The organism is Streptomyces sp. NBC_00239 (genome assembly GCF_036194065.1).
Taxonomy (GTDB): Bacteria; Actinomycetota; Actinomycetes; order Streptomycetales; family Streptomycetaceae; genus Streptomyces.
On sequence record NZ_CP108095.1, the window covers coordinates 2,745,691 to 2,769,825 of the forward strand.

The following is a 24,135-nucleotide window of genomic DNA, read 5'->3' on the forward strand; positions in this document are numbered from 1 at the left end:
ACGACAGGAGTTCAGTGACGGTCACGGTGAAACTTTCCCTCTCAGCCCAGCAGGACGTCGTCGTCGCCGAGGCGCTTCAGCTCGCGGTACAGGATCGCGAGGCCGGTGACGATGGCGGCGGCGGACACGGCGGCGTCGACCAGCCGCAGCACGTCGCCGTCGCTGCGGGCAAGCTTGGCCTGCTTGGCAACGCTCAAGGCGCCGAACGCGGTGGTGGCCAGCGAGACGTAGACGCCGGTTTTCGACTTCTTGAAGTTCTTGGCCTTCTTTGCCATGGCACTCACAGCGACGGAGCCTCCTCGAGCAGCGGGTGACCCCAGCGTGCGACGAAGGCGGCCTCGACGGCGGCACCGACCTTGTAGAGCCGGTCGTCCTTCATCGCCGGGGCGATGATCTGCAGACCGACCGGGAGACCGTCCTCGGGCGCCAGGCCGCAGGGCAGCGACATGGCCGAGTTGCCGGCCAGGTTGGTCGGGATGGTGCACAGGTCCGCGAGGTACATCGCCATCGGGTCGTCGGCGCGCTCGCCGATCGGGAAGGCGGTGGTCGGGGTCGTCGGGGAGACGATCACGTCGACCTGCTCGAAGGACTTCTCGAAGTCCTGCGTGATGAGCGTGCGGACCTTCTGGGCCGAACCGTAGTACGCGTCGTAGTAGCCGGAGCTGAGCGCGTACGTACCGAGGATGATGCGGCGCTTGACCTCGTCGCCGAAGCCGGCTTCGCGGGTCAGGGCGGTGACGTCCTCGGCGGACTTGGTGCCGTCGTCGCCGACGCGCAGGCCGTAGCGCATGGCGTCGAAGCGGGCCAGGTTGGAGGAGCACTCGGACGGCGCGATCAGGTAGTACGCGGCGAGTGCCAGGTCGAAGGACGGGCAGTCCAGCTCGACGATCTCGGCGCCCAGCTCCTTGAGGAGCTCCACCGACTCGTTGAAGCGCTGGACGACGCCGGCCTGGTAGCCCTCGCCCGCGAACTGCTTGACGACACCGATGCGCATGCCGGCGACGGAGCCGTTGCGCGCGGCCTCGACGACCGGCGGGACCGGCGCGTCGATGGACGTGGAGTCCATCGGGTCGTGGCCGGCGATGACCTCGTGCAGCAGGGCCGCGTCCAGGACCGTGCGGGCGCAGGGGCCGCCCTGGTCGAGGGAGGAGGAGAAGGCGACCATGCCGTAGCGGGAGACGCCGCCGTAGGTCGGCTTGACGCCGACGGTGGCGGTGACGGCCGCGGGCTGGCGGATGGAGCCGCCGGTGTCGGTGCCGATGGCGAGGGGGGCCTCGTACGACGCGAGGGCCGCGGAGGAGCCGCCGCCGGAGCCGCCGGGGATCCGGGTGAGGTCCCACGGGTTGCCGGTCGGGCCGTACGCGCTGTTCTCGGTGGAGGACCCCATGGCGAACTCGTCCATGTTGGTCTTGCCGAGGATGACGACGTCGGCTTCCTTCAGCTTGCGCGTCAGGGTGGCGTCGTACGGCGGGATCCAGCCTTCGAGCATCTTCGAACCGACGGTGGTCGGCACACCCTTGGTGGTGAAGATGTCCTTGAGCGCGAGCGGGACGCCGGCCAGCGGGCCGAGCTTCTCGCCCGCGGCGCGCTTGGCGTCGACGGCGCGGGCCTGCGCGAGCGCGCCCTCGCGGTCGACGTGCAGGAAGGCGTGGACCTTCTCGTCGACGGCGTCGATGCGCGCCAGGTGGGCCTCGGTGACCTCGACGGCCGTGAGCTCGCCGGAAGCGATCTTCGCGGCGATCTCGGCCGCGGTGAGCTTGATGATCTCGGACATGGTGATTAGTCCTCCCCCAGGATCTGCGGCACCTTGAAACGCTGCTGCTCCTGCGCGGGGGCTCCGGAGAGCGCCTGCTCGGGGGTGAGCGAGGGACGGACTTCGTCCGCGCGCATGACGTTGGTCAGCGGCAGCGGGTGGGAAGTCGGCGGAACGTCTTGGTCGGCGACTTCGGAGACGCGGGCGACCGCGCCGATGATGTCGTCCAGCTGTCCGGCGAAGTGGTCCAGCTCCGCGGGCTTGAGCTCCAGACGCGCCAGCCGAGCGAGGTGGGCGACCTCCTCGCGCGTGATGCCAGGCATGCAGCGATCCTCTGAGGGTGGTGAGTGTGTAGGTATCGGGCCCAATCCTATGGGGCTCGGCCCTCACACCACGAAACGGTTCGGCGGGAGCCGGGGGCACGGCCCCCGCCGAACCGCCCGCGCGGGGCGCCTGCCGGCGCGGGGAAGCACCCGGCGGGCGGCGGGGAGGTGCCGCCCTAGCGGCGGGCGCCGAAGTTCTGGACCCACCAGGGACCGTTGCTCTTGAGGTTCACGCCGACGCCGATGTCCTTGAAGCGGCAGTCGAGGATGTTGGCGCGGTGGCCGGGGCTGTCCATCCAGCCCGCCATCGCCTTGGAGGGGGTGCGCGGGCTCTTGTAGATGTTCTCGCCCCACCGCATCCAGCGGTATCCGGCCTTGGTCATCCGGTCGCCGGCGCTTCGGCCCTCGGGGCTGGTGTGGGAGTAGTAGTTGCGCTTGGCCATGTCGTTCGCGTGCGCCTGGGCGGCCGCCATCAGGCGCTTGTCGGTGCGCAGCGGGGCGCAGCCGGCGCGGGCCCGCTCGGCGTTGGCGAGGGCGATGACCTTCTTGGCGTACGCGGCGGCCTTGGCGGAGACGGCGGGGGCGGCTGCGGCCGCGCGTTCGGCCACGCGGTCGGCTGCGGACCCCGCCCCGGGTATGGCGGCGCCGGCTCCGGCGAGCGCGGCCGCGGCGGCGGGCGCGGGCGGGGCGTCGGTGGCGGCGGTGGTGGCCTGGCCGGCGGCGGGCCAGGCGAAGGCGGCAGCGGTGACGGCCGCGGAGAGGGCGGCGACGGACAGGGCGGTCACCGGGCCCCGGGACCTGCGGTGGCGGGCCGGGCGCGCGGGGGCCGCGGCCGGGGCGGGGGCGGCGGGCAGGGAGCGGTCACGGGCGTCGTGCTCGGTCATGGGACTCCGTTCTCTGTGTGCGCCGGAATGTCCGGCTACAGAGGGAGACCGCCCGCGGGGCCGCGGATAACACTTTTCGGCGGCCCCGCGTGATCGTTACGCCAGAGGGCTGTGGTCGGCGCTCTCCGCGGCGGCCGCGGCCGCGAGCTCCGCCGTGATGTCGGCGGGGCGGCGCCAGCCGCGCTCGCCGCGGGCGAGCAGCCAGGCGGTGGCCTCGGCCGGCGGCATGGCGGCGGCGACCAGCCAGCCCTGTACGGCGTCGCAGCCCAGGTCTCGCAGGCGCTCCCAGGTCTCGTCGTCCTCGACGCCCTCGGCGACGACCAGCAGGCCGAGCGAGTGGGCGAGGTCGACGGTGCAGCGCACGATCTCCGCGTCCTGGGCGTCGACCGCGAGCCGGGCGACGAACGAGCGGTCGATCTTCAGTTCGCTGACGGGCAGCCGGCGCAGGTGGACCAGGGAGGAGTAGCCGGTGCCGAAGTCGTCGAGGGACATCTTCACGCCGTGGCCGGTGAGCCCGGCCATCGTGTCGGCGGCCCGCTGCGGGTCCTCCAGCAGCACGTGCTCGGTTATCTCCAGCTGCAGGGCGCCGGCGGGCACCCCGTGCCGGGCCAGCCGGGCCGCGACCGCGCCCGCGAAGCCGGGGGTGTGGACGTCGCGCGGGGAGACGTTGACGGCGACCGGCACCTTCAGGCCCTGGGCGCGCCAGCGGGCGACCTGGGCGAGCGCCGTCTCCAGGACGTACTCGGTCAGGTGCGGCATCAGGCCGGAGGTCTCGGCGATGGCGATGAACTCGTCCGGGGGGACCCGGCCGCGCTCCGGGTGCACCCAGCGCACCAGGGCCTCCAGTCCGGCCACCTGGCCGTCGAAGCGGACCTTGGGCTGGTAGTGGAGCTCGACCTCGCTCGCGTCGAGGGCGCGCCGCAGGTCGCCGAGGAGGCCGAGCCGGTCGGGGGTGTTGCTGTCCCGTTTGGACTCGTAGACCTCGACGCCGGTGCGATCGCGCTTGGCCTGGTACATGGCGACGTCGGCGCGGCGCAGCAGCCCTTCGGCGTCGAGGGCGTGGTCGGGGAAGACGGCGAGGCCGGCGCTGGCCTCCAGGACGAGGGTGAGGCCGTCGAGGTCGAGCGGGGAGCTGAGCTCGGCGACGAGATGGCGGGCGATCCGCTGGGCGCTGGTGGTGGAGTCGGCGAGCGGCAGCAGGACGGCGAACTCGTCGCCGCCGAGCCGGGCCGCCTCGGCGTGCCGGGGCAGCGCCAGGCGCAGCCGCTCGGCGATCTGGAGCAGCAGCCGGTCGCCGGCCAGGTGGCCCAGGGTGTCGTTGACGGCGCGGAAGCGGTCGAGGTCGATCAGGACGAGGGCGGACCGGGTGCCGAGGCGTTCGGCCTGGTCGAGGGCGGTCCAGGTGCGTTCCAGTAGCCATTGCCGGTTGGGCAGGCCGGTGAGCGGGTCGCGCAGTTGTTCCTCGGCGCGGGCGCGGGCGATCCACAGGGTGGAGTCGAGTGCGATGAGCGGTACGGCGAACAGCGGCAGCAGCACCGGCATGCTGGTGGCGACCACGCAGATCAGCGGGGCGATGCCCAGCAGGGCGACGGCGACGAGGGCCTGACGGATCATCGCGGTGCGGGCGACGGTGGGCAGTCCGCCGCCGCGCGGGGCGAGTGCGCACCAGAGCAGCACCCGGGTGACGGTGAGGTAGGCGAGGGCGACCAGGACGACCTCGGGGACGGCGTCGGCGCCCCATCCGCTGGGCAGCCAGGGGGCTTCCACGGCGGGCGCGTCGCCGAAGACGGCGAGGACGAGGGCGCCGGCGCCGATGCCGAGGACGTCGGCGGCGCCGTGCAGGAGGCCCTGCCGCCAGCGGTGCCGGCGGGCGGCGCCGACCAGGGAGACCACGGAGAGGCTGACGAGTCCGGCGGGCACCCAGCCGTAGAGCAGCAGGACGCCCAGGGTGAGGGCGGCGCCGGAGCCGGTGCCGCCCCACCAGCGGTCCCGGCCGAGGGCGACGAGGTGGCCGACGATGATGCCGGTGAGCAGGGCCAGGGACCAGCCGACGGTGGCGCCGGGGAACAGCGCGTGGCCCTCGCCGATGGCCCGGGCCACTCCGGCGACCAGGACCACGGTGGCGGTGGTGATGACGGCGAGCGGCAGCACGGCGCGCCGCCCGGCCCCGGCGTCGAGCGGGTGGGTCTCGGGCATCCGGGATCCCAGGACGCCGAGCCGTCGACCCCGCAGGGCGGGGAGGTTCCCGCCGCTTTCAGGTGACGGGTCGGCGCTTTCGGTGGGTTTCATGCCCGTCCCTCTCACAGCCGGCGATGCCGATGCCACGCGATGGCCCCGATGTCATGCCATCACGACTGGAATTGCACCACGCAGCCGTGCACGACAGGCGCACCCCTCAACAGTAGGCCGCGGGAGGCATCCAGGGGCAGCGGTCGGCGGCGGTTGCCCGAATGCGACCCAGCCATCCTCATCAGTACGGTATCCGCCGAACGGGTGAGAGCAGACCGGGCCCCCCGTCGCCCATCTGATGATCCGACAGTTGACGGGTCGCTGGCTAGCTCTGTGCGGGCACTATTCCCCCTCAACCGGAAGCGCGGCTTCGCGCGCGGCCTCGGGTCCCTGCTCCAGCAGGACGGCGAAGCCCGCGTCGTCGAGTACGGCCAGTTTCAGCTGCATCGCCTTGTCGTACTTCGATCCGGGGTTCTCGCCCACGACCACGAAGGAGGTCTTCTTCGAGACGGATCCGGTGACCTTGGCGCCGCGGCTCTGCAGCGCGTCCTTCGCGCCGTCTCGGGTGTGGTCCTTCAGGGTGCCGGTCACCACGACGGTCAGCCCCTCCAACGGGCGCGGCCCCTCCTCCTCGCCGGAACCTTCCTCCTCCATCCGGACCCCGGCTTCCCGCCACTTGCGCAGGATCTCCTGGTGCCAGTCCTCGGCGAACCACTCCTTCACCGAGGCCGCGATGATCGCTCCCACCCCGTCGGTCGCGGCCAGTTCCTCCTGCGTCGCCTGCTCGATCCGCTCGATCGAGCGGAACTCGCGGGCCAGCGCCGCCGCCGCGACCGGGCCGACGTGACGGATCGACAGGCCATTGATGACACGCGCGAGCGGCTGGCTCTTGGCGACCTCGATGTTCGCGAGCATGGCCAGCGTGTTGGCCTTGGGCTCGCCCTCCTTGTTGGCGAAGAAGGTGACGATCTTCGGCTCGCCGGTCTTCGGGTCGATCTTGGGCTGACCCGAGTCCTGGTCCCGCACGTAGGAGGTGATGGGGAGCAGCTGATCCAGAGTGAGGCCGAAGAGGTCGCCCTCGTTCGCCATCGGGGGGACCGAGGGCTCCAGCGGCTGGGTGAGCGCCGCCGAAGCGACGTACCCGAAGTTCTTGATGTCCAGGCAGGCACGGCCGGCCAGGTAGAAGAGCCGCTCGCGCAACTGCGCCGGACAGGTACGGGCGTTGGGACAGCGCACGTCGATGTCGCCCTCCTTCATCGCCTTCAGCTCCGTTCCGCACTCCGGGCAGTGGGTCGGCATCTCGAAGGGGCGCTCGCTGCCGTCCCGCAGGTCCACCACGGGCCCGAGGATCTCGGGAATGACGTCGCCCGCCTTGCGCAGCACGACGGTGTCCCCGATGAGGACGCCCTTGGCCTTGACGACCTCCTGGTTGTGCAGGGTCGCGAACTCGACCTCGGAACCGGCCACCGTGACCGGCTCCACCTGCGCGTACGGGGTCACGCGTCCGGTGCGGCCGACGCCGACCTTGATGTCGACGAGCTTGGTGTTGACCTCTTCGGGGGCGTACTTCCAGGCGATGGCCCAGCGGGGGGCGCGCGCCGTGGAGCCGAGCCGGCCCTGGAGGGCGATCTCGTCCAGCTTGACGACCACGCCGTCGATCTCGTGCTCCACCGAGTGCCGGTTCTCGCCGAACTCCGTGATGAACGCGCGGACTTCGCCGAGCGAGGAGACCACCTTGTTGTGCCGGGCGGTGGGCAGGCCCCACTCGTGCAGCAGCTCGTACGCCTGCGACTGGCGCTCGATCTCGAAGCCCTCGCGCGCGCCGATGCCGTGGACGACCATGTGCAGCGGGCGGCTCGCGGTGACCTTGGGGTCCTTCTGCCGCAGCGAACCGGCCGCGGCGTTGCGCGGGTTGGCGAAGGGCTTGCCCTCGGTCTCGACCAGCCGCGCGTTGAGCTCCTCGAACTTCTCCATCGGGAAGAAGACCTCGCCGCGGATCTCGACCAGGGCGGGGATCCGGTCGCCCTTGAGCCGGTCGGGGATCTCCGCGATCGTGCGGACGTTGGGCGTGATGTCCTCGCCGGTGCGGCCGTCGCCGCGGGTGGCGGCCCGGGTCAGCCGCCCGTTCTCGTACGTCAGGTTGACCGCGAGGCCGTCGACCTTCAGCTCGCACAGGTAGTGGAAGTCCGGGGTGTTCACGTCCCGGGCCACCCGCTCGGCCCAGGCGGCCAGTTCCTCGTCGTCGAAGGCGTTGTCGAGGGAGAGCATCCGCTCCCGGTGCTCTACCGAGGCGAAGTCCGTCTCGTACGCCCCGGCCACCTTCTGGGTGGGCGAGTCCGGGGTGCGCAGCTCCGGGTACTGCTCCTCCAGCGCCTCCAGCGAGCGCAGCAGCTTGTCGAACTCGGCGTCGCTGACGACCGGCTGGTCGTTCACGTAGTACCGGAAGCGGTGCTCCTCGACCTGCTCCGCGAGCAGCGCGTGCTGCTCGCGCACGTCGGCGGGCGTCTGCGCGCCCGTCTCCACGGTCGTCCCGTCGCCCTGCTTCTGTTCGGCTGCCATGCCCTGTCCTCCCGTTGAACCATCACTCAGGGTTGTCGGCGAGCGACCTCGCCGCCTTGACGCAGTGGGCCTGCGCCGCGCGGGCGTAGGCGGGCGAAGCGCCCGCCAGACCGCACGACGGAGTGACCACGACGGACTCGGCGAGAGTCCCCGGGGCCAGGCCCAGCCTGCGCCAGAGCTTCCTGACACCCATGACGCTACCGGCCGGGTCCGACAACGGGCCGTCGGTGCCGGGCACCACTCCGACGAAGAGTTTCGTGCCGCCTTCGACGGCTTCGCCGATCGCATCGTCCTCGCGCTCGGTGAGCAGCGAGAAATCGAACGACACGCCCGCTGCGCCGGCCCGGCGCAGCAGCCCGAAGGGGACTTCGGGGGCGCAGGAGTGGACGACGACGTCCCCGTCGTGGACGGCGAACAGCTCGCGCAGCGCGCCCTCGACGACCTGCCGGTCCACTGCCCGGTACGTCCGGTAGCCGCTGGCGGAACGCACCCGTCCGAGCAGGACGGCGGTCAGCGAGGGCTCGTCGAGCTGGAGCACGACGTCGGCGCCGGGGATGCGCTTGCGGACGTCGGCCAGGTGGTCGCGCAGGCCCTCGGCGAGCGATCCGGCCAGGTCCCGGCAGGCGCCCGCGTCCTGGAGCATCGCCTCGCCGCCGTGCAGTTCCAGGGCGGCGGCGAGCGTCCACGGCCCGACGGCCTGGATCTTGAGCTTCCCCGTGTACCCCTGGGTGAACTCCTCCAGCGCGTCGAGGTCCTCGCCGAGCCAGGACCGGGCCCGCTTCGAGTCCCGGCCCGGTCGGTCGCTGATCCGCCAGCCGCTCGGCTCGACGTGCGCGTACATGTCGACCAGCAGCCCGAGGGAACGGCCGATCATGTCGGCGCCGGGGCCGCGGGCGGGCAGTTCGGCGAGGTACGGGAACTCCTCGAAGGAGCCCGTCACCGTCTTGGCGGCCTCGCGGGCGTCGCCGCCGGGCAGCGAGCCGACGCCGGTGGCGCCCGCGCTCATCGGCCGGGCCTGACGGTCAGGTCGTTGACCTCGGCGTCGCGCGGCAGGTCGATGGCCATGACGATGGTCGTCGCCACGGACTCGGGGTCGATCCAGGCGGCGGGCTCGTAGTCCTTGCCCTCCTGGGAGTGCACCTTGGCCTGCATGGGGCTGGCGGTGCGCCCGGGGTACACGGAGGTCACGCGGATCCCGTGGGCCTTCTCCTCCTCGCGGAGGGAGTCGGCGAGTGCCTTGAGCCCGTGCTTGGAGGCGGCGTAGGCACTCCAGTCGGCGTGGGCGCGCAGTCCCGCGCCGGAGTTCACGAAGACCACGTCGGCGTGCGAGGCGCGCAGGGTGGGCAGCAGCAGCCGGGTGACCTCGGCGGGGGCGATCAGGTTCACGTTGAGCTGCTGGTGCCAGGTCTTGGGCCGCAGCTCCCCCACCGGTCCGAGGTCCACGATCCCCGCGATGTGCAGCAGGGAGTCGATCCGCTCGGGAACGGCCTGCTTGGAGAAGGCCCACGAGAGCCGGTCGGGGTCGGCGAGGTCGCCGACGAGGGCCCGCGCCCCGGGGTACCGCTCGACGAGCTGGCGACCGCGGCCGGCATCGCGGGCGAGGAGGACGAGGTCGTCGCCGCGGGCGTGCAGCCGGGCCGCGACGGCGGCGCCGATGCCGGACCCGGCACCGGTGATCAGGTGAGTAGCCATACCGCCCATGCTCGCACCCGTACGCGGCCCCGCGTACGCGCCTCCCGGCCCGGCCGCCGTACCCGGGGCCGGGCCGCCGCCCCGCCGGGTCAGAGCCCGGCGGCGGCCCGCAGCCGGTCGGCCGTCGAGGCGGGGTCGTAGTCCGCGGGGACGCCCTCCACGAGGATCGCCTCGCCGTCGAGGTGGCGGGTGCGCAGCGGCAGGATCTCCTGGTAGGCGGGCGACGCGTACCAGCCGCGGGCCTCGTCGATGCCCGGGAAGGCCACGACGACGACCGTGCCCTCGAAGGGCCCTTCCATCACCTCGGGCACGGCGCCGTGGACGAGGAACCGGCCGCCGAAGGGGTCGAGGGTGCCCTGCACCCGCTCCATGTAGTCGAGGACCTCGGCGTTGATCTGCCGGGGGCGCAGGTGGGCTATCGCGTATGCGGTCATGGCGGTGTGCTCCGAATCCTGTCGGGCCGCGGTGGCCGCCGTGCGGGCGGCTCCGTTCCGGCTGTGGTCCGATCCTGCCGGGCCGCGGCCGGGGGGTCGATTACGTCCGGGGTAAGGGCGGTCCGGGACCCGGCGGGGGACGCGGACGGGCCCGCCGGAGCAGGAGCTCCGGCGGGCCCGCCGAGGTGTGCCGGTCGGCCGGTCCGGTCAGTCGGTCCGGTCGGCCGGTCCGGTCAGCCGGTGCAGTAGGCGCCGATGATGCTCAGGTCGGCCTTGTTGCCGCCCCGGTCCACGACCACGGCGCGCAGCGAGACCCGCTTGCCCTTGGCCGGGTTCTTCACGGAGACCCGGCCGTCGGTGACGGTCAGGGCCTTCCAGGTGTAGCCGTCGTCGTACGAGACGTAGGCGGCCAGGGACTTCAGGCCGGAGCCCTTGGCGGGGCCCTGGACGGTCAGCGGGACGGTGACGGTGCGGCCCGCCGGGGAGGTGTTGTCGAGGGCCAGCTCCGGGCGGAAGCGGACGACGGAGACCGGCAGTTGCTCGGCCTTCGCGGTCTTCTGCGAGCGGAACCACCAGCTGGCCTGGACCCGGGTGGAGACCATCGACAGCAGCGGGCTGCGGTCGACCTTGGCGGTCAGCTTGTAGGCGGCGTCGCCGGCCGGCACGGTGAAGCTGTCCTCGCCCTGCGGCGGGGTGGAGCTGCGGCCGACGGGCACCCCGTTGCGGTAGAGGACCGTCTCGGCCTTGGTGTAGTTGCTCGCGCCGCTGTGGTTCGAGCCGTCGGCGAACAGCGGCAGGAGGCCGGTGATCGTGTTGCGGTGGCGCAGGACGCCGAGTCCGCTGCCGACCTTGGGCCCGAACACTCCGGTGTTGAAGCGCTCCCGGTAGCTCTTGCCGCCCTGGTAGGCCTTCGGGCTGTCGGTGCCGTACTGCGCCTCGACGATCGGGAAGCCGTCGGCGTCACGGCCGGCGGACTGCTCGAAGCGGGTGTCCCACCGCACCCCGGCCAGGGTGGACAGGTGCATCGTGGCCGTCGTGGGCAGCGGGCGCGGGATGGAGACGGACGAGGCGCCCGTGGGGGCGGGCAGCCAGCCGAGGGCGTTGAGCGCGCCTTCCTTGCCGGCGGCCGCGACGCCCTGGTCCACCGTCACGGTGGCGAGGTCGGCGGCGCGCAGGTGCTTGGTGTAGCCGTTGGCCAGGCGCCGGACGGGGCCGCCGAGCACCGCGTGGTATTCGTCGGACGCGCCCTTCTGCCAGTGGGCGTCGAACTGCTGGGTGAGCGTGCCGAAGTCGGCGTCGGGGCCGCGGTGGCCGGTGCGGAAGCCCTCGTACGAGTCGAGCCACCAGCCGAACCCGAATTCGTTGGCGCCCGATCGCACCCAGTAACTCGGGGAGGCGAAAAGGGACTTGGCTCCGGCCGCGGGGACGGTGATGTCCACCGGGCGGGCGGTGCGCGCGTCCACGGTCAGGGTGGTGTTGCCGCGGACCGTCAGCCGGGGCTGGGCGATCCAGTCGACGCCGGCCCGGATGTCCTCGAGGTTGTTGATGAAGATGGCGTCGAGGAGGTAGCCGCCGCGGGGCACGCGCAGGGTGAAGGTGCCGGACGCGTCGGAGCCCTCGAAGCGCCGCTGGGAGGCGGGGCCCGACAGGCCGATCAGGGTGCTGCCGGAGTAGGCGGCGGGCTTCCCGTCGCGGCCGATCTGCTTGACGGTGACGTCGTAGGACTCGCTCTCACGGTCCACGGCGGCCGCGGTGCGCACGCTCTGGCCGCCGCCGGTCGCGGTGACGTACGCGCTGTAGGCGCCGTCCCGGTTGTCGTCGCCGCGGGTGTCGGCCGTCAGGGCGACGGTGGCGGTGCCGCCGGCGGGGACGGTGACCTTCCGGGCGCCGAGGGTGAAGAAGCCGGCCGGGGCGGGCTTGCCGTCGGGGCCGGTGGTGGCGACGGCGAGGTCGAGGGTGACGGGCGCGCTGCCGAGGTTGCGGTAGGTGAGGTCCTTGGTGACCGGCTTGTCGTCCTGGTGGGGCCACTGCTGGACGCCGTAGGACAGCGACACGGGTTCGGCGACCACGCTCTGCCGGATCGCCCGGTCGACCGCGATCCGGCCGCTGCCCTGCTGGAACGCGCTGTACGCGCCGGGCTTGGTGGAGGCGGTCAGGACGCCCTTGAGGCGGTCGCCCTTCCACTGCGGGTGCTGCTGCTTGAGCAGCGCGGCGGCGCCCGCGACGTGCGGGGTGGCCATCGAGGTGCCGGAGATCGTCAGGTAGCCGGGCGGCTTCTGGCCCACCTCGCGCTCGATGACGCTGCCGGGCGCGGCGGCCGCGGTGATGGCGACGCCGGGGGCGGTGACGTCGGGCTTGATGGCGCCGTCGCCGACCCGCGGGCCGATGCTGGAGAACGGGGCCAGCTTGTCGGCGACGTTGACGGCGCCGACGGTGAGCGCGGCGTCGGCGCTGCCCGGGGAGGAGACGGTGCCCGGGCCGCCCTGGCCGTTGTTGCCGGCGGCGATGGCGAACAGCACGCCCTTGTCGGCGCTCAGCCTGTTCACGGCGGCTTCGAGCGGGTCGAGTTCCGGGGTGTCGCCGCCGCCGAGGCTGAGGTTGACGACGTCGGCGCCCTGGGCGACGGCCCACTCCATGCCGGCGAGGATGCCGGAGTCGTCGCCGGAGCCGTTGTCGTCGAGGACCTTGGCGTTGAGGAGCTTGGCGCCCGGGGCGACGCCCTTGTACGTGCCGCCCGAGGCGGCGCCGGTGCCGGCGGCGATGGACGCGACGTGCGTGCCGTGGCCGAAGCGGTCCTTGGCGTCGGCGGAGGAGGAGAAGTTCTTCTCGGCGAGCACCTGGCCGGCGAGGTCGGCGTGCGCGGCGTCGACTCCGGTGTCCAGGACGGCGATCTTCACGCCCTTGCCGTCGTATCCGGCGGCCCAGGCCTTGTCGGCGCCGATCTGCCGGGTGCTCTTGTCGAGGCTCGCCGTGCGGATCCCGTCGAGCCAGATCCGGGCGATGCCGGCGGCGGCGGTGCGGCTGCCGGCGCCGCCGCGGTCGGTGAGGGCCTCCCAGACCTCGGCCGCGTCCCGCGGTGCGGCGCTGAGGGCCTCGGCGCCGATCGAGGTGAAGGTGCGGCGGACCTCGGTGTCGCCCGCGGAGTGCAGCGCGGCCCGTGCGGCGGGGGCGGCGCCCCGGTAGCCGACGATCAGCCGGAGCCGGTCGCCGTGCGCGGCCCGGTACTCGGGGCGGCTGCGCTCGGTGATGTCGAAGAGCCGGGCGTCGAGGGTGCCGTCGGCGATGAGCCGGCGGGCGTCGGCGGGCACGACGCTGGTGTGGCCGCGGTCGTGCTGCACGGAGACGGGTATCCGGGCCCGGCCGGGAGCCCGTTCGAGGCCGACGGCCCGGCCCTTGGCGTCGACGACCACGCGGTCGCCGGTGACGAGCGTGATGCGGGTGAGTCCCTTGCCCGCGGCCGCGGTGGTCGGAGCGGCGGCCGCGAAGGGATCGGCGGTGCGGACGGTCTGGGCCGCGGACGGGGTGGTCAGTCCCGCCAGGAGGGCCACTGCGGCGGCCGCGGCGACACCGGCCGCACCCGCCCGCTTCAGTTCTTTACGCAAGTCATCCCCCGGTTGAGAGGTCATCGCGCGGGGGACGGGGCTCGCCCCCCGGAACGGGCAGTATCACCCGGGTGTGCGAATCGCTCAACAACGTGTCCGAATATGACAGTTGGGAGTGAAGTGACGGGGCGGGCCGGACGGACGGCCTCCGCGGGCGCCCCCGGGCGTCAGGCTGCGGCCCGGGCCTGGAAGGTCTTGCGGTAGCCGATGGGCGAGACGCCGAACGCCGCACGCATGTGCTGGCGCAGCGAGTTGGCCGAACCGAACCCCGCCCGATGGGCCACCAGGTCCACCGGCAGGTCGCTCGACTCCAGGAGCTGGCGGGCCAGTTCGAGGCGCTGGGCGGTGAGCCACTGGACCGGGGTGAGGCCGACCTCCTCGCGGAAGCGGCGGGTGAAGGTGCGCACGCTCATCCGCGCGTGCCCGGCGAGCTGCGCCAGCGACAGCGGTTCGCCGAGGCGCTCCAGGGCCCATCCGCGGGTGGTGGCGGTGGTGGCGACGGCGGGTTCGGGGACCGGCCGGTCGATGTACTGGGCCTGGCCGCCGTCCCGCCACGGGGGTACGACGCACATCCGGGCGGCCCGGTTGGCGACGGCGGCGCCGTGGTCCCGGCGGATCAGGTGCAGGCAGAGGTCGACGCCGGCGGCCACGCCCGCCGAGGTCAGCACGTCCCCGTCGTCGACGAAGAGGACCTCCTCGTCGACCTTGACCTTGGGGTAGGCCCGGCGGAACTCGGGGGCGAGGTTCCAGTGGGTGGTGGCGGGCCGGCCGTCGAGGAGTCCGGCGGCGGCGAGCACGTACGACCCGGTGCAGATGGACACCAGCCGGGTGCCGGACCGGATCCCCGCGATGGCCGCGGTGACCTCGGCGGGCAGCGGCCCGCCCTCGCCGAGCTCGGGCATGGCGTGGGTGGGCGGGACGATCACGGTGTCGGCGGCGGCCAGGGCCTCGGGGCCGGCCGCGGGCTGGACGGTGAACCCGGCGTCGCTGAGCACCGGGCCGCCGTCGGAGGTGCAGACGGTGACCTCGTAGAGCGGCCGGCCGTCGCCGTCGACGGCGCTGCCGAAGACCCGGGAGGGGATCCCCAGCTCGAACGGGGGGACCCCGGGGAGCGCGAGGACGGCGACACGGTGCGGGACGTACGGGACGGACTCCATGGCCAGATTCTGTCACATGGCGGCCATCCGGCCACAACACTTCGGCCGCGCACTCGGCCATGCTGGTCCCACCGGCCGGGGAAACCAGCCGAAATCATCAGAAAACCATGCAATCCATTGATTCATCGATCCTTTGGGAGATCACCATGCGCGCCGTCGTCGTCAACCAGTGGGGCGGACCCGAGACCCTGACCGTGGCCGAGCTCGACCGCCCCGAGCCGGGTCTGGGCGAGGTCCTGGTCCGCGTCCACGCGGCCGGCGTGAACCCGGTGGACTGGAAGACCCGCGCCAGCGGGGCGCTGATCGAGTGGGGCCCGCTGCCGGCGGTCGGCTGGGACGTGTCGGGCACGGTGGAGGCGGTCGGCCCCGGCGTGGGAGTCTTCAGCCCCGGCGACGAGGTCTTCGGAATGCCGCTGTTCCCCCGCCAGGCGGGCGGATACGCCGAGTACGTGGTGGCCCCGGCCCGGCACCTCGCGCCCAAGCCGGCGTCCCTGACGCACGTGGAGGCGGCGGCCCTGCCGCTGGCCGCGCTGACCGCCTGGCAGGCCCTGGTGGACACGGCCGACGTGCGGCCCGGGCAGCGGGTGCTGGTGCACGCGGCGGCCGGCGGCGTCGGGCACTTCGCCGTGCAGATCGCCAAGGCGCGCGGCGCGTACGTGATCGGCACGGCCAGCGCCGCCAAGCACGACCTGGTGCGCTCGCTCGGCGCGGACGAGGTGATCGACTACCGCGCCGTGCGCTTCGAGGACGAGGTGTCCGACGTGGACGTGGTGCTGGACGGGCTCGGCGGCGAGACCGCGCAGCGGTCCCTGAAGGTGCTCCGGGCCGGCGGCCGGCTGATCACCCTGCCCGGGCCGGGCGACGTCCCGGCCGAGACCGGTGGCGTGCTGGCCCAGTGGGTGCTGGTGGAGCCGGACCACCTGGGCCTGCGGGAGATCGCCGCGCTGGTGCAGCGCGGCGAGCTGAAGCCGCTGGTGGACACCGTGATCCCGCTCGCCGAGGCCGCCCGCGCCCACGAGCTGGGCGAGCAGGGCCGCACCACCGGCAAGATCGTCCTGTCGGTGCTGTGAGGGCACCTCGTCGGCGCCCTGAGGGCGCCGGGACGGCCGGGCGGCGCCGGGCGCGGCCGCCCGGCTACACGCCCGCGGTCGCCCGGACCGTCGTGGCGATGGTGGCCGAGCCGACCACGCGGGTGTCGTCGTAGAGCACGATGGCCTGGCCGGGGGCGACCCCGCGGACCGGCTCGGTGAAGGTGACCCGCAGCTCGCCGTCGACGACCTCGGCGTGCACCTCGGTCTCGCCGCCGTGGGCGCGCAGCTGGGCCGTGTACGTGCCCGGGGCGGCGGCCGTGGAGCCGCACCAGCGGGGCTTGATGGCGGTGAGGCCGGTGACGTCCAGGGCCTCGACGGGACCGACCGTGACGGTGTTGTTCACCGGCGAGATGTCCAGGACGTAGCGCGGCTTGCCGTCGGCGGCCGGGCGGCCGATCCGCAGGCCCTTGCGCTGGCCGATGGTGAAGCCGTACGCGCCCTCGTGGGTGCCGACCTTCTCGCCGGTCGCCTCGTCGACGATGTCGCCCTCGGCCTTGCCGAGGCGCTGGGCGAGGAAGCCCTGCGTGTCGCCGTCCGCGATGAAGCAGATGTCGTGGCTGTCGGGCTTCTTCGCGACGGCCAGGCCCCGGCGCTCGGCCTCGGCGCGGATCTCGTCCTTGGTGGTGATCGTGTCGCCGAGCGGGAAGAGCGCGTGGGCGAGCTGCTTCTCGTCGAGGACGCCGAGCACGTACGACTGGTCCTTGGCCATGTCGGAGGCGCGGTGCAGCTCGCGCGAGCCGTCCGGGTTCTCGACGATCGTGGCGTAGTGGCCGGTGCAGACGGCGTCGAAGCCGAGCGCCAGGGCCTTGTCGAGCAGCGCCGCGAACTTGATCTTCTCGTTGCAGCGCAGGCACGGGTTGGGGGTGCGCCCGGCCTCGTACTCGGCGACGAAGTCCTCGACCACGTCCTCGCGGAAGCGCTCGGCCAGGTCCCAGCAGTAGAACGGGATGCCGATGACGTCCGCGGCCCGGCGGGCGTCGCGGGAGTCCTCGATGGTGCAGCAGCCGCGCGCTCCGGTGCGGAAGGACTGCGGGTTCGCGGACAGCGCGAGGTGGACGCCGGTCACATCGTGTCCGGCTTCGACGGCGCGGGCGGCGGCGACGGCGGAGTCCACGCCGCCGGACATGGCGGCAAGGACGCGGAGGGGGCGGGGACGCTGCGGGTTCTCAGTCATGGCACCCACCAGGGTACGGGGGGAACCGGCCGGGGGGCACGGGCGTTCTCTCCGGCAGGGGGTGATGCGCGTGGGCGACAAGAAGCGCGGACCGGCCAGACGGCTGCTGCTCATCACGGGCCTGGGCGTGCTCGCGGGCGCCGCGGTGACCGAGCGGGACCGGATATCGCGGGGCTACTGGCTGCTGCCCGGCGTCTCCGCGCCCCGCGAGGCCGGCGCGATCGACCACAAGGGGGCCCGCTGGACCTCCGCCTCCCCGGCGAACTGGCGGATGGCCGACCGGCCCCGGGACTACCGGGTGGACCGGATCGTGGTGCATGTCACCCAGGGCGGCTTCGCCTCCGCCGTGGACGCCTTCCAGAACCCGTGGCACAAGGCGTCGGCGCACTACATCGTCCGCGGCGACGGCCACGTCGAGCAGATGGTGCGCGAACTGGACGTGGCGTTCCACGCGAACAACCGGAGCGTGAACGAGCGCAGCGTCGGCATCGAGCACGTGGGTTTCGTGCACCGCCGCGAGGACTTCACCGACGCCATGTACGCGGCGTCGGCGGCGCTGGCGGCGGACATCTGCCGGCGGTACGGCATCCCCGTCGACCGCCGGCACATCATCGGCCACGACGAGGTGCCGGGAGCCGACCACACCGACCCCGGCCCGCACTGGGACTGGGACCGCTACCTGCGCCTGATCCGCACCCGCCTGCCGACCACCGCCCCCTGACGCGCGCCCCTCGCCGGCCACCGACGCCCTGAGGGGCACACCTTCGCGGCACCGACGCCCTGAGGGGCAACATCCAGCCTCGCCGGCGTTTGAGGCGCGGGTCCGGGCAGAGCCCGGCAACCCCGTCGCACCATTCAGCCCCTCCGGCGCTTGAGGAGCGGGTCCGGGCGGAGCCCGGTGCCCGGCGTCAGCCGGGTTGCTTGGGGCTCCGCCCCAAACCCCGCGCCTCAAACGCCGGCGAGGCTGGAGGTTGCCGGCCGCCAGAGAGGCCGGGAGGGCACCTCCAGGCGCGCGCGGGCTCGGCGCGGGTCCGGGCCGCCGGGGGCGGTCAGGTCAGGCCGGCGGTGCGGGCGCGCTCCACGGCCGGGCCGATGGCGGCGGCCAGCGCGGCCACGTCCTCCTTGGTCGAGGTGTGGCCGAGGGAGAAACGCAGCGTGCCGCGCGCCAGATCGGGATCGGTGCCGGCGGCGAGCAGGACGTGGCTGGGCTGGGCCACCCCCGCGGTGCAGGCCGACCCGGTGGAGCACTCGATGCCCTGGGCGTCGAGGAGCAGCAGGAGGGAGTCGCCCTCGCAGCCGGGGAAGCTGAAGTGGGCGTTGGCCGGGAGCCGGTCGTGCGGGTCGCCGCCGAGCACCGCGTCCGGCACGGCGGCGCGGACGGCGGCGACGAGCTCGTCGCGCAGGGCGCCGACCTCGCGGGCGAAGGTCTCGCGCCGTTCGGCGGCGAGGGTGGCGGCCACCGCGAAGGCGGCGATGGCGGGCACGTCGAGGGTGCCGGAGCGTACGTGCCGTTCCTGGCCGCCGCCGTGCAGGACGGGCACGGGGGTCTGGTCACGGCCCAGCAGCAGCGCGCCGATGCCGTAGGGGCCGCCGATCTTGTGGCCGCTGACCGTCATCGCGGCGAGGCCGCTGGCGCCGAACCGGACGTCGAGCTGACCCACGGCCTGCACCGCGTCGGAGTGCATCGGAATGCCGAACTCACGGGCCACGGCGGCGAGTTCGGCGACCGGCAGGACGGTGCCGATCTCGTTGTTCGCCCACATGACGGTGGCGAGTGCCACGTCGTCGGGGTTGCGCTCGACCGCCTCGCGGAAGGCCTCGGGGTGGACCCGCCCGTGACGGTCCACCGGCAGGTATTCGACGGTGGCGCCCTCGTGGGCGGCCAGCCAGTCGACGGCGTCGAGCACCGCGTGGTGCTCGACGGGGCTGGCGAGCACCCGGGTGCGGCGGGCGTCGGCGTCCCGGCGGGCCCAGTAGAGGCCCTTGACGGCGAGGTTGTCGGCCTCGGTGCCGCCCGCGGTGAAGACCACCTCGCTGGGGCGCGCCCCGATGGCGTCGGCGAAGGCTTCCCTCGCCTCTTCCACGGTGCGGCGGGCCCGGCGGCCGGCGGCGTGCAGGGAGGACGCGTTGCCGGCGACGGCGAACTGGGCGGTCATCGCCTCGGCGGCCTCCGGCAGCATCGGAGTGGTCGCGGCGTGGTCGAGGTAGGCCATGATCCCCCGATTCTACGGTTGCCGCCGGGCCCGGGTGTACGGCCGGGTTCCGGCCACCTCCGGCGGCCGGTCCCGTACCGCTCGGGCGCCGGCCCCGTCAGGTGCGCGGGGCGCGGGCGAGTTGGCGGGACTGGGCCACCAGGCGGTCGTCGGTGTCCCAGATCTCCGCGTCCTCCTCCAGGAAGCCGCCCGCCAGGTTGCGGGTGGTGATGGCGACGCGGAGCGGTCCGGGGGCCGGACGGCAGCGGATGTGGGTGGTCAGCTCGACCGTGGGGGCCCAGCCGATCAGGCCCATCTCGAAGGCGGTGGGCGGCAGTGCGTCGACCGCGAGCAGCAGCGACAGCGGGTCCGCGTCGCGGCCGTCGGCCAGCGCGAACCAGGCGCGCATCTCGCCGCGCCCGGAGGGGGCGCCGACGGCCCAGCCGGCGGTGGTGGGGTCCAGTCGCAGCCGCAGCCGGTCGACGATGGCCGAGCTGCCCGGGATGGGGGCGCCGCCCGCGTCCGCGCCGAGGCAGTGCTCGTACGGCGGGATGTCCGGCTGGGCGGCGGTGGTGCGGACCTCGTCGAGCAGCGTGGACAGGTCCGTGTACGAGGCCAGCACGCGGATGCGCTCGACCTCGGCGCCGTTCTCGTCGTACTGGAACAGCGAGGCCTGGCCGGTGGAGAGGGTGCGGCCGGCGCGCACCAGCTCGGTGCGGATGACGGCGCGGCCGGGCACGGAGGCGCTCAGGTAGTGGGCCGAGACGGTGACCGGGTCGGGGTGCGGCAGGAACTCGGAGAGTGCCCGGCCGACCAGCGCCACCAGGTAGCCGCCGTTGACCGCGCTGATGATCGTCCACCCGGCGGACAGGTCCGCGTCGAAGACACCGGGCTCGGCCGCGCCGCGCGGCCTCACGCTGGTGTCCCGGTCGAATTCGCTGTCGCCGATCGTTGCCTGGATTGCCTGGGTCATGCGTACGACGCTACACCCGCTTACTACTAAGCGGTAGCTTTTCTTGTTGACCAGCCCCGACCCGGCGGCTCAGGCCTCCTCGGCCACGCTGGAGCGGCGGTTCCACGCCAGCGGCGCCCGCCAGTGGTAGCGCATCGCCAGCAGCCGCAGGACGAAGGTGGTGACCACGGCGATCCCGCCGGTCACGGCGTTGAGCCGGTCGAAGCCGATGCAGACGGCCACCATCACGGACCCGACCAGGGCCGGCACCGCGTACATCTCCCGGTCCCGCAGCAGGGCGGGCACCTCGTTGGCGATCACGTCGCGCAGCACGCCGCCGCCGACGGCGGTGGTCAGGCCCAGCGCGGCCGACGCCGTCAGGCCGAGCCCGTACTCGTACGCCTTGGTGGTGCCGGTGACGCAGAAGAGCCCGAGGCCGGCCGCGTCGAACACGTTGATCGCGCGGTTGATCCGCTGCACTTCGGGGTGCAGGAAGAAGACGAGCACGGCCGCGACCAGCGGCGTCACGAAGAAGCTGAGCTCACCGAAGGCGGCCGGCGGCACCGCGCCGATCACCAGGTCGCGGAAGAGTCCGCCGCCGAGGGCGGTGACCAGGGCGAGGACGGCGATGCCGAAGACGTCGAAGTTCTTGCGGACCGCCAGCAGGGCGCCGGCGGTCGCGAAGACGAAGATGCCCGCGAGGTCCAGCACGTGCTGGACGTCCGGGGGGAAGAGATCGTGGACCACCCCCCAATTGTGCGGGGCGCTCCACGGCCCCCGGACCACCCGCCGGGCGGGCCGGAAGCACGGCGCGGCGGCGGGGCGGAAAGGTTCCGCCCCGCCGCCGCGGGAGAGCGTGTCAGGCTATTCGGACGTGGCGATCGCCTCGGCCGCCTCCGGCAGGGCCGGGTCGCCCGGCGCCTGGTCCGGCGCGTTCTCCGGGTGGTGGCAGGCCACCTGGTGGCCCGTCTTCAGCGCCACCAGCGGCGGTTCCTGCGTCTTGCAGATCTGCGTCGCCTTCCAGCACCGGGTGTGGAAGCGGCAGCCGCTCGGCGGCGCGATCGGCGAGGGCACGTCGCCCTTGAGCAGGATGCGCCCGCTCTTGACGCCGCGCCGCCGCGGGTCCGGCACCGGCACGGCGGACATGAGCGCCGTGGTGTACGGGTGCATCGGCGCCTCGTACAGCGACTTGCGGTCGGTGAGCTCGACGATCTTGCCGAGGTACATGACCGCGATCCGGTCCGAGACGTGCCGGATGACCGACAGGTCGTGCGCGATGATCACGTACGTCAGGCCCAGCTCGTCCTGGAGGTCGTCCAGCAGGTTGACCACCTGCGCCTGGATCGACACGTCGAGCGCGGAGACCGGCTCGTCCGCGATCACGAGCTTCGGCTTGAGGGCCAGGGCGCGCGCGATGCCGATGCGCTGGCGCTGGCCGCCGGAGAACTCGTGCGGGTAGCGGTTGTAGTGCTCGGGGTTGAGGCCCACGAGCGACAGCAGCCGCTGCACCTCCGCCTTCAGGCCGCCCTCGGGCGTGACGCCCTGGAGCTTGAACGGCGCGCTGACGATCGTGCCGACCGTGTGGCGCGGGTTCAGCGAGCCGTACGGGTCCTGGAAGATCATCTGCACGTCACGGCGCAGCGGGCGCATGCCCGCGACCCCGAGGTGGGTGATGTCCTTGCCCTCGAACTCGATGCTGCCGCCGGTCGGTTCCAGCAGCCGCATGAGCAGCCGGCCCATGGTCGACTTGCCGCAGCCGGACTCGCCGACGATGCCGAGGGTCTCCCCGCGGTGCACTTCGAAGTCGAGACCGTCGACCGCCTTCACGGCGCCGACCTGCCGGCGCAGCAGCCCCTTGGTGATGGGGAAGTGCTTGGTCAGGCCGGTGACCTTCAGCAGCGGCTCCGGGGAGGAGTCGGTCTGCTCGGGGATGACGGCCGCGGCCGTCTTGTTCGTGTCGGTCACAGCTTCGGCGCAATCTCTTCGGTCCAGATCCGGGTCCGCTCCTCCTGCGACATGTGGCAGGCGGACCAGTGCCGGGTGCCGTCCTGCTCCACGAGCTCCGGGCGGACCGTACGGGTCACGTTGCCCTTGGGCACGTCGGCGTACGGGCAGCGCGGGTGGAAGGCGCAGCCGCTGGGGATGTTGATGAGGCTGGGCGGGGAACCCTTGACCGGGATGAGCCGCTCGGTCTGGTCGCGGTCGATGCGCGGCATCGAGCCGAGCAGGCCCCAGGTGTACGGGTGCCGGGGCTCGTAGAAGACCTTCTCGGCGGAGCCGCGCTCGACGCACCGGCCGCCGTACATGACGAGCAGGTCGTCGGCCATCTCCGCGACCACGCCGAGGTCGTGCGTGATCATGATGACGGCGGAGCCGAACTCCTTCTGCAGGTCCCGGATCAGGTCCAGGATCTGCGCCTGGACGGTGACGTCCAGGGCGGTGGTCGGCTCGTCCGCGATGAGCAGCTCGGGGTTGTTGACCAGCGCCATCGCGATCATCGCGCGCTGGCGCATGCCGCCGGAGAACTCGTGCGGGTAGCTGTCGATGCGCTTGTGCGGCTCGGGGATGCCCACCCGGTCGAGGAGTTCGATCGCCCGGGCGCGGGCGGCCTTCTTGTCGACCTTGTGGTGGACCCGGTACGCCTCGGCGATCTGCTTGCCGATGGTGAAGTACGGGTGCATCGCGCTCAGCGGGTCCTGGAAGATCATCGCGATCTCCCGGCCGCGGAGCTTGCGCACCTCGTCCTCGTCGGCGGAGAGCAGCTCCCGGCCGTTGAGCCAGATCTCGCCGGAGATCCGGGCGCGCTGGCGGCCGTACTGGCCGACCCGGTGCAGGCCCATGATGCCCAGCGAGGTGACGGACTTGCCGGAGCCGGACTCGCCGACGATGCCGAGGGTCTTGCCCTTCTCCAGCGTGAAGGAGAGCCCGTCGACGGACTTGACCAGGCCGTCCTCGGTCGGGAAGTGCACCTTGAGGTCGCGGACGTCCAGGAAGGCGCTGCCGGGGGCCGAGCCGGTCACCGGCTCGTGGACGGCCCCGGTCTTGGTCGCGTCGGTCATGACAGCCTCACTCGGGGGTCGATCACCGCGTACATGAGGTCAACGATGAGGTTCGCGGCTACGACGAAGAAGGCGGAGATCAGCGTGATGCCGAGGATGACCGGCAGGTCGTGGTCGCTGATCGCGCGGACCGCGCTGTAGCCGAGGCCGTGCAGCGAGAACGTGTACTCGGTGAGCACCGCACCGCCGAGCAGGGCGCCGAGGTCCAGGCCCAGGACCGTCAGGATCGGGGTCATCGTGGACCGCATCGCGTGCTTGGAGATGACGACGGGTTCCGTCAGGCCCTTGGCGCGGGCGGTGCGGATGTAGTCCTCGTTGAGGACCTCCAGCATCGTCGCGCGGGTGAGCCGGGCGTACATCGCCGCGTACAGGAAGGCCAGCGAGACCCACGGCAGGACCATGCCGTTGAACCACTTCGCGGGATCGTCCGCGAATTCCGCCTCGGGCCGGCCGAACCAGCCCAGCTGGTCCGAGAACAGGGCGATGGCGAGCACGCCCGTGAAGTAGATGGGGAGGGAGACGCCGGCGAGGGCGACGCCCATGGCCGAGCGGTCGACGACCGTGCCCCGCTTGAGCGCGGACAGGACGCCGGTGGAGACGCCGCCGATCACCCAGAGGATGACCGCGCCGCCGGCGAGCGAGAGGGTCACCGGCAGCCAGTCCATCAGCAGCGGGAACACCTCCTGCTCGGTCTTGAAGGAGTAGCCGAAGCAGGGAGCGGCGCAGTGCGTGACATCGGTGCCGTTGGCGTACGTACGGCCCGCCACCAGCCCGACGACGAACTTTCCGAACTGGATCAGGATCGGGTCGTTGAGACCCATCTTCTGCCGGATGCCCTCGATGGCGGCGGGGTCGGACTGCTTTCCGACGAAGTAGAGCGCCGGGTCCGCACCGATCATCTTGGGGAAGAGGAAGAAGATTCCGAAGGTCACCAGGACGATGACCAACAGCATGACGACGACGGCGAAGATACGCCGGATGAGATATGCAAGCACTGCGCTCGGCCTGGCTGCGGCCCGGGGGTGCGCCCTTCT

Annotated in this window: 20 protein-coding genes; 2 read left to right on the forward strand and 18 right to left on the reverse strand. The window is 72.9% G+C overall.

Features of this window, described 5'->3' with window-relative positions; translation table 11 throughout:
- Nucleotides 1-41: 41 nt before the first annotated feature.
- From OG764_RS11920 to OG764_RS11970, 11 genes are all read right to left on the reverse strand, one after another.
- Nucleotides 42-275, reverse strand: coding sequence for a hypothetical protein (locus tag OG764_RS11920; protein WP_328972960.1), 234 nt, complete (start codon nt 273-275; stop codon nt 42-44).
- Nucleotides 276-280: 5 nt separating this feature from the next.
- Nucleotides 281-1,774, reverse strand: a complete 1,494-nt coding sequence (gene gatA, locus OG764_RS11925; protein ID WP_328968399.1) for an Asp-tRNA(Asn)/Glu-tRNA(Gln) amidotransferase subunit GatA — start codon at nt 1,772-1,774, stop codon at nt 281-283.
- A 5-nt stretch (nt 1,775-1,779) separates the two neighbouring features.
- Nucleotides 1,780-2,076, reverse strand: a complete 297-nt coding sequence (gene gatC, locus OG764_RS11930) for an Asp-tRNA(Asn)/Glu-tRNA(Gln) amidotransferase subunit GatC (RefSeq protein ID WP_226734775.1) — start codon at nt 2,074-2,076, stop codon at nt 1,780-1,782.
- Between the two features lie 176 nt (nt 2,077-2,252).
- Nucleotides 2,253-2,960, reverse strand: a complete 708-nt coding sequence (locus OG764_RS11935; protein ID WP_328968400.1) for a CAP domain-containing protein — start codon at nt 2,958-2,960, stop codon at nt 2,253-2,255.
- Nucleotides 2,961-3,056: 96 nt separating this feature from the next.
- Nucleotides 3,057-5,249 carry a putative bifunctional diguanylate cyclase/phosphodiesterase gene (locus OG764_RS11940; RefSeq protein WP_443055896.1) on the reverse strand — a complete coding sequence of 731 codons (2,193 nt, stop codon included), beginning with the start codon at nt 5,247-5,249 and terminating at the stop codon, nt 3,057-3,059.
- A gap of 282 nt (nt 5,250-5,531) precedes the next feature.
- Nucleotides 5,532-7,748, reverse strand: coding sequence for an NAD-dependent DNA ligase LigA (ligA, locus tag OG764_RS11945; protein WP_328968401.1), 2,217 nt, complete (start codon nt 7,746-7,748; stop codon nt 5,532-5,534).
- 22 nt (nt 7,749-7,770) lie between these two features.
- Nucleotides 7,771-8,754: a methionine synthase gene (locus tag OG764_RS11950; protein ID WP_328968402.1), complete on the reverse strand. Its 984-nt coding sequence runs from the start codon at nt 8,752-8,754 to the stop codon at nt 7,771-7,773.
- The gene (locus tag OG764_RS11955) at nt 8,751-9,440 is read right to left on the reverse strand and encodes an SDR family oxidoreductase (RefSeq protein WP_328968403.1); all 690 of its coding nucleotides are present in this window, start codon (nt 9,438-9,440) and stop codon (nt 8,751-8,753) included. The genes OG764_RS11950 and OG764_RS11955 overlap by 4 nt, the downstream gene beginning before the upstream one ends.
- Before the next feature lie 89 nt (nt 9,441-9,529).
- Complete coding sequence (locus tag OG764_RS11960) at nt 9,530-9,874, reverse strand: DUF1330 domain-containing protein (protein WP_328968404.1); 345 nt, start codon at nt 9,872-9,874, stop codon at nt 9,530-9,532.
- Between the two features lie 233 nt (nt 9,875-10,107).
- Nucleotides 10,108-13,500, reverse strand: coding sequence for a S8 family peptidase (locus OG764_RS11965; RefSeq protein WP_328968405.1), 3,393 nt, complete (start codon nt 13,498-13,500; stop codon nt 10,108-10,110).
- A 143-nt stretch (nt 13,501-13,643) separates the two neighbouring features.
- A complete protein-coding gene (locus OG764_RS11970; RefSeq protein WP_328968406.1) occupies nt 13,644-14,633 on the reverse strand; it encodes a GlxA family transcriptional regulator in 990 nt (329 codons plus the stop codon).
- Between the two features lie 107 nt (nt 14,634-14,740).
- Here OG764_RS11970 and OG764_RS11975 point away from each other — a divergent pair, with 107 nt between their 5' ends.
- Nucleotides 14,741-15,703 carry an NADP-dependent oxidoreductase gene (locus OG764_RS11975; protein WP_443055898.1) on the forward strand — a complete coding sequence of 321 codons (963 nt, stop codon included), beginning with the start codon at nt 14,741-14,743 and terminating at the stop codon, nt 15,701-15,703.
- A 64-nt stretch (nt 15,704-15,767) separates the two neighbouring features.
- Here the strand turns inward: OG764_RS11975 and mnmA are convergent, their stop codons facing one another.
- The gene (mnmA, locus tag OG764_RS11980; protein WP_328968407.1) at nt 15,768-16,898 is read right to left on the reverse strand and encodes a tRNA 2-thiouridine(34) synthase MnmA; all 1,131 of its coding nucleotides are present in this window, start codon (nt 16,896-16,898) and stop codon (nt 15,768-15,770) included.
- A gap of 64 nt (nt 16,899-16,962) precedes the next feature.
- Here mnmA and OG764_RS11985 point away from each other — a divergent pair, with 64 nt between their 5' ends.
- Entirely contained in the window at nt 16,963-17,619 is a 657-nt protein-coding gene (locus tag OG764_RS11985; RefSeq protein ID WP_328968408.1) for an N-acetylmuramoyl-L-alanine amidase, read from the forward strand.
- A 328-nt stretch (nt 17,620-17,947) separates the two neighbouring features.
- On the opposite strand, the gene OG764_RS11990 is transcribed toward OG764_RS11985, so the two are convergent.
- From OG764_RS11990 to OG764_RS12015, 6 genes are all read right to left on the reverse strand, one after another.
- Nucleotides 17,948-19,111 carry a cysteine desulfurase family protein gene (locus OG764_RS11990; RefSeq protein WP_328968409.1) on the reverse strand — a complete coding sequence of 388 codons (1,164 nt, stop codon included), beginning with the start codon at nt 19,109-19,111 and terminating at the stop codon, nt 17,948-17,950.
- Between the two features lie 97 nt (nt 19,112-19,208).
- Nucleotides 19,209-20,063 (reverse strand): thioesterase family protein, encoded by an 855-nt coding sequence (locus OG764_RS11995; protein ID WP_328968410.1) that lies wholly within the window; start codon nt 20,061-20,063, stop codon nt 19,209-19,211.
- Between the two features lie 69 nt (nt 20,064-20,132).
- Nucleotides 20,133-20,789 carry a trimeric intracellular cation channel family protein gene (locus tag OG764_RS12000; protein ID WP_328968411.1) on the reverse strand — a complete coding sequence of 219 codons (657 nt, stop codon included), beginning with the start codon at nt 20,787-20,789 and terminating at the stop codon, nt 20,133-20,135.
- 117 nt (nt 20,790-20,906) lie between these two features.
- Nucleotides 20,907-22,007 carry an ABC transporter ATP-binding protein gene (locus OG764_RS12005; protein WP_328968412.1) on the reverse strand — a complete coding sequence of 367 codons (1,101 nt, stop codon included), beginning with the start codon at nt 22,005-22,007 and terminating at the stop codon, nt 20,907-20,909.
- The gene (locus OG764_RS12010; RefSeq protein ID WP_328968413.1) at nt 22,004-23,101 is read right to left on the reverse strand and encodes an ABC transporter ATP-binding protein; all 1,098 of its coding nucleotides are present in this window, start codon (nt 23,099-23,101) and stop codon (nt 22,004-22,006) included. Before OG764_RS12010 ends, OG764_RS12005 begins: the two co-directional genes overlap by 4 nt.
- On the reverse strand, nt 23,098-24,096 hold the full coding sequence (locus OG764_RS12015; RefSeq protein ID WP_328968414.1) for an ABC transporter permease: 999 nt from the start codon (nt 24,094-24,096) through the stop codon (nt 23,098-23,100). The genes OG764_RS12010 and OG764_RS12015 overlap by 4 nt, the downstream gene beginning before the upstream one ends.
- Between the last annotated feature and the right edge of the window lie 39 nt (nt 24,097-24,135).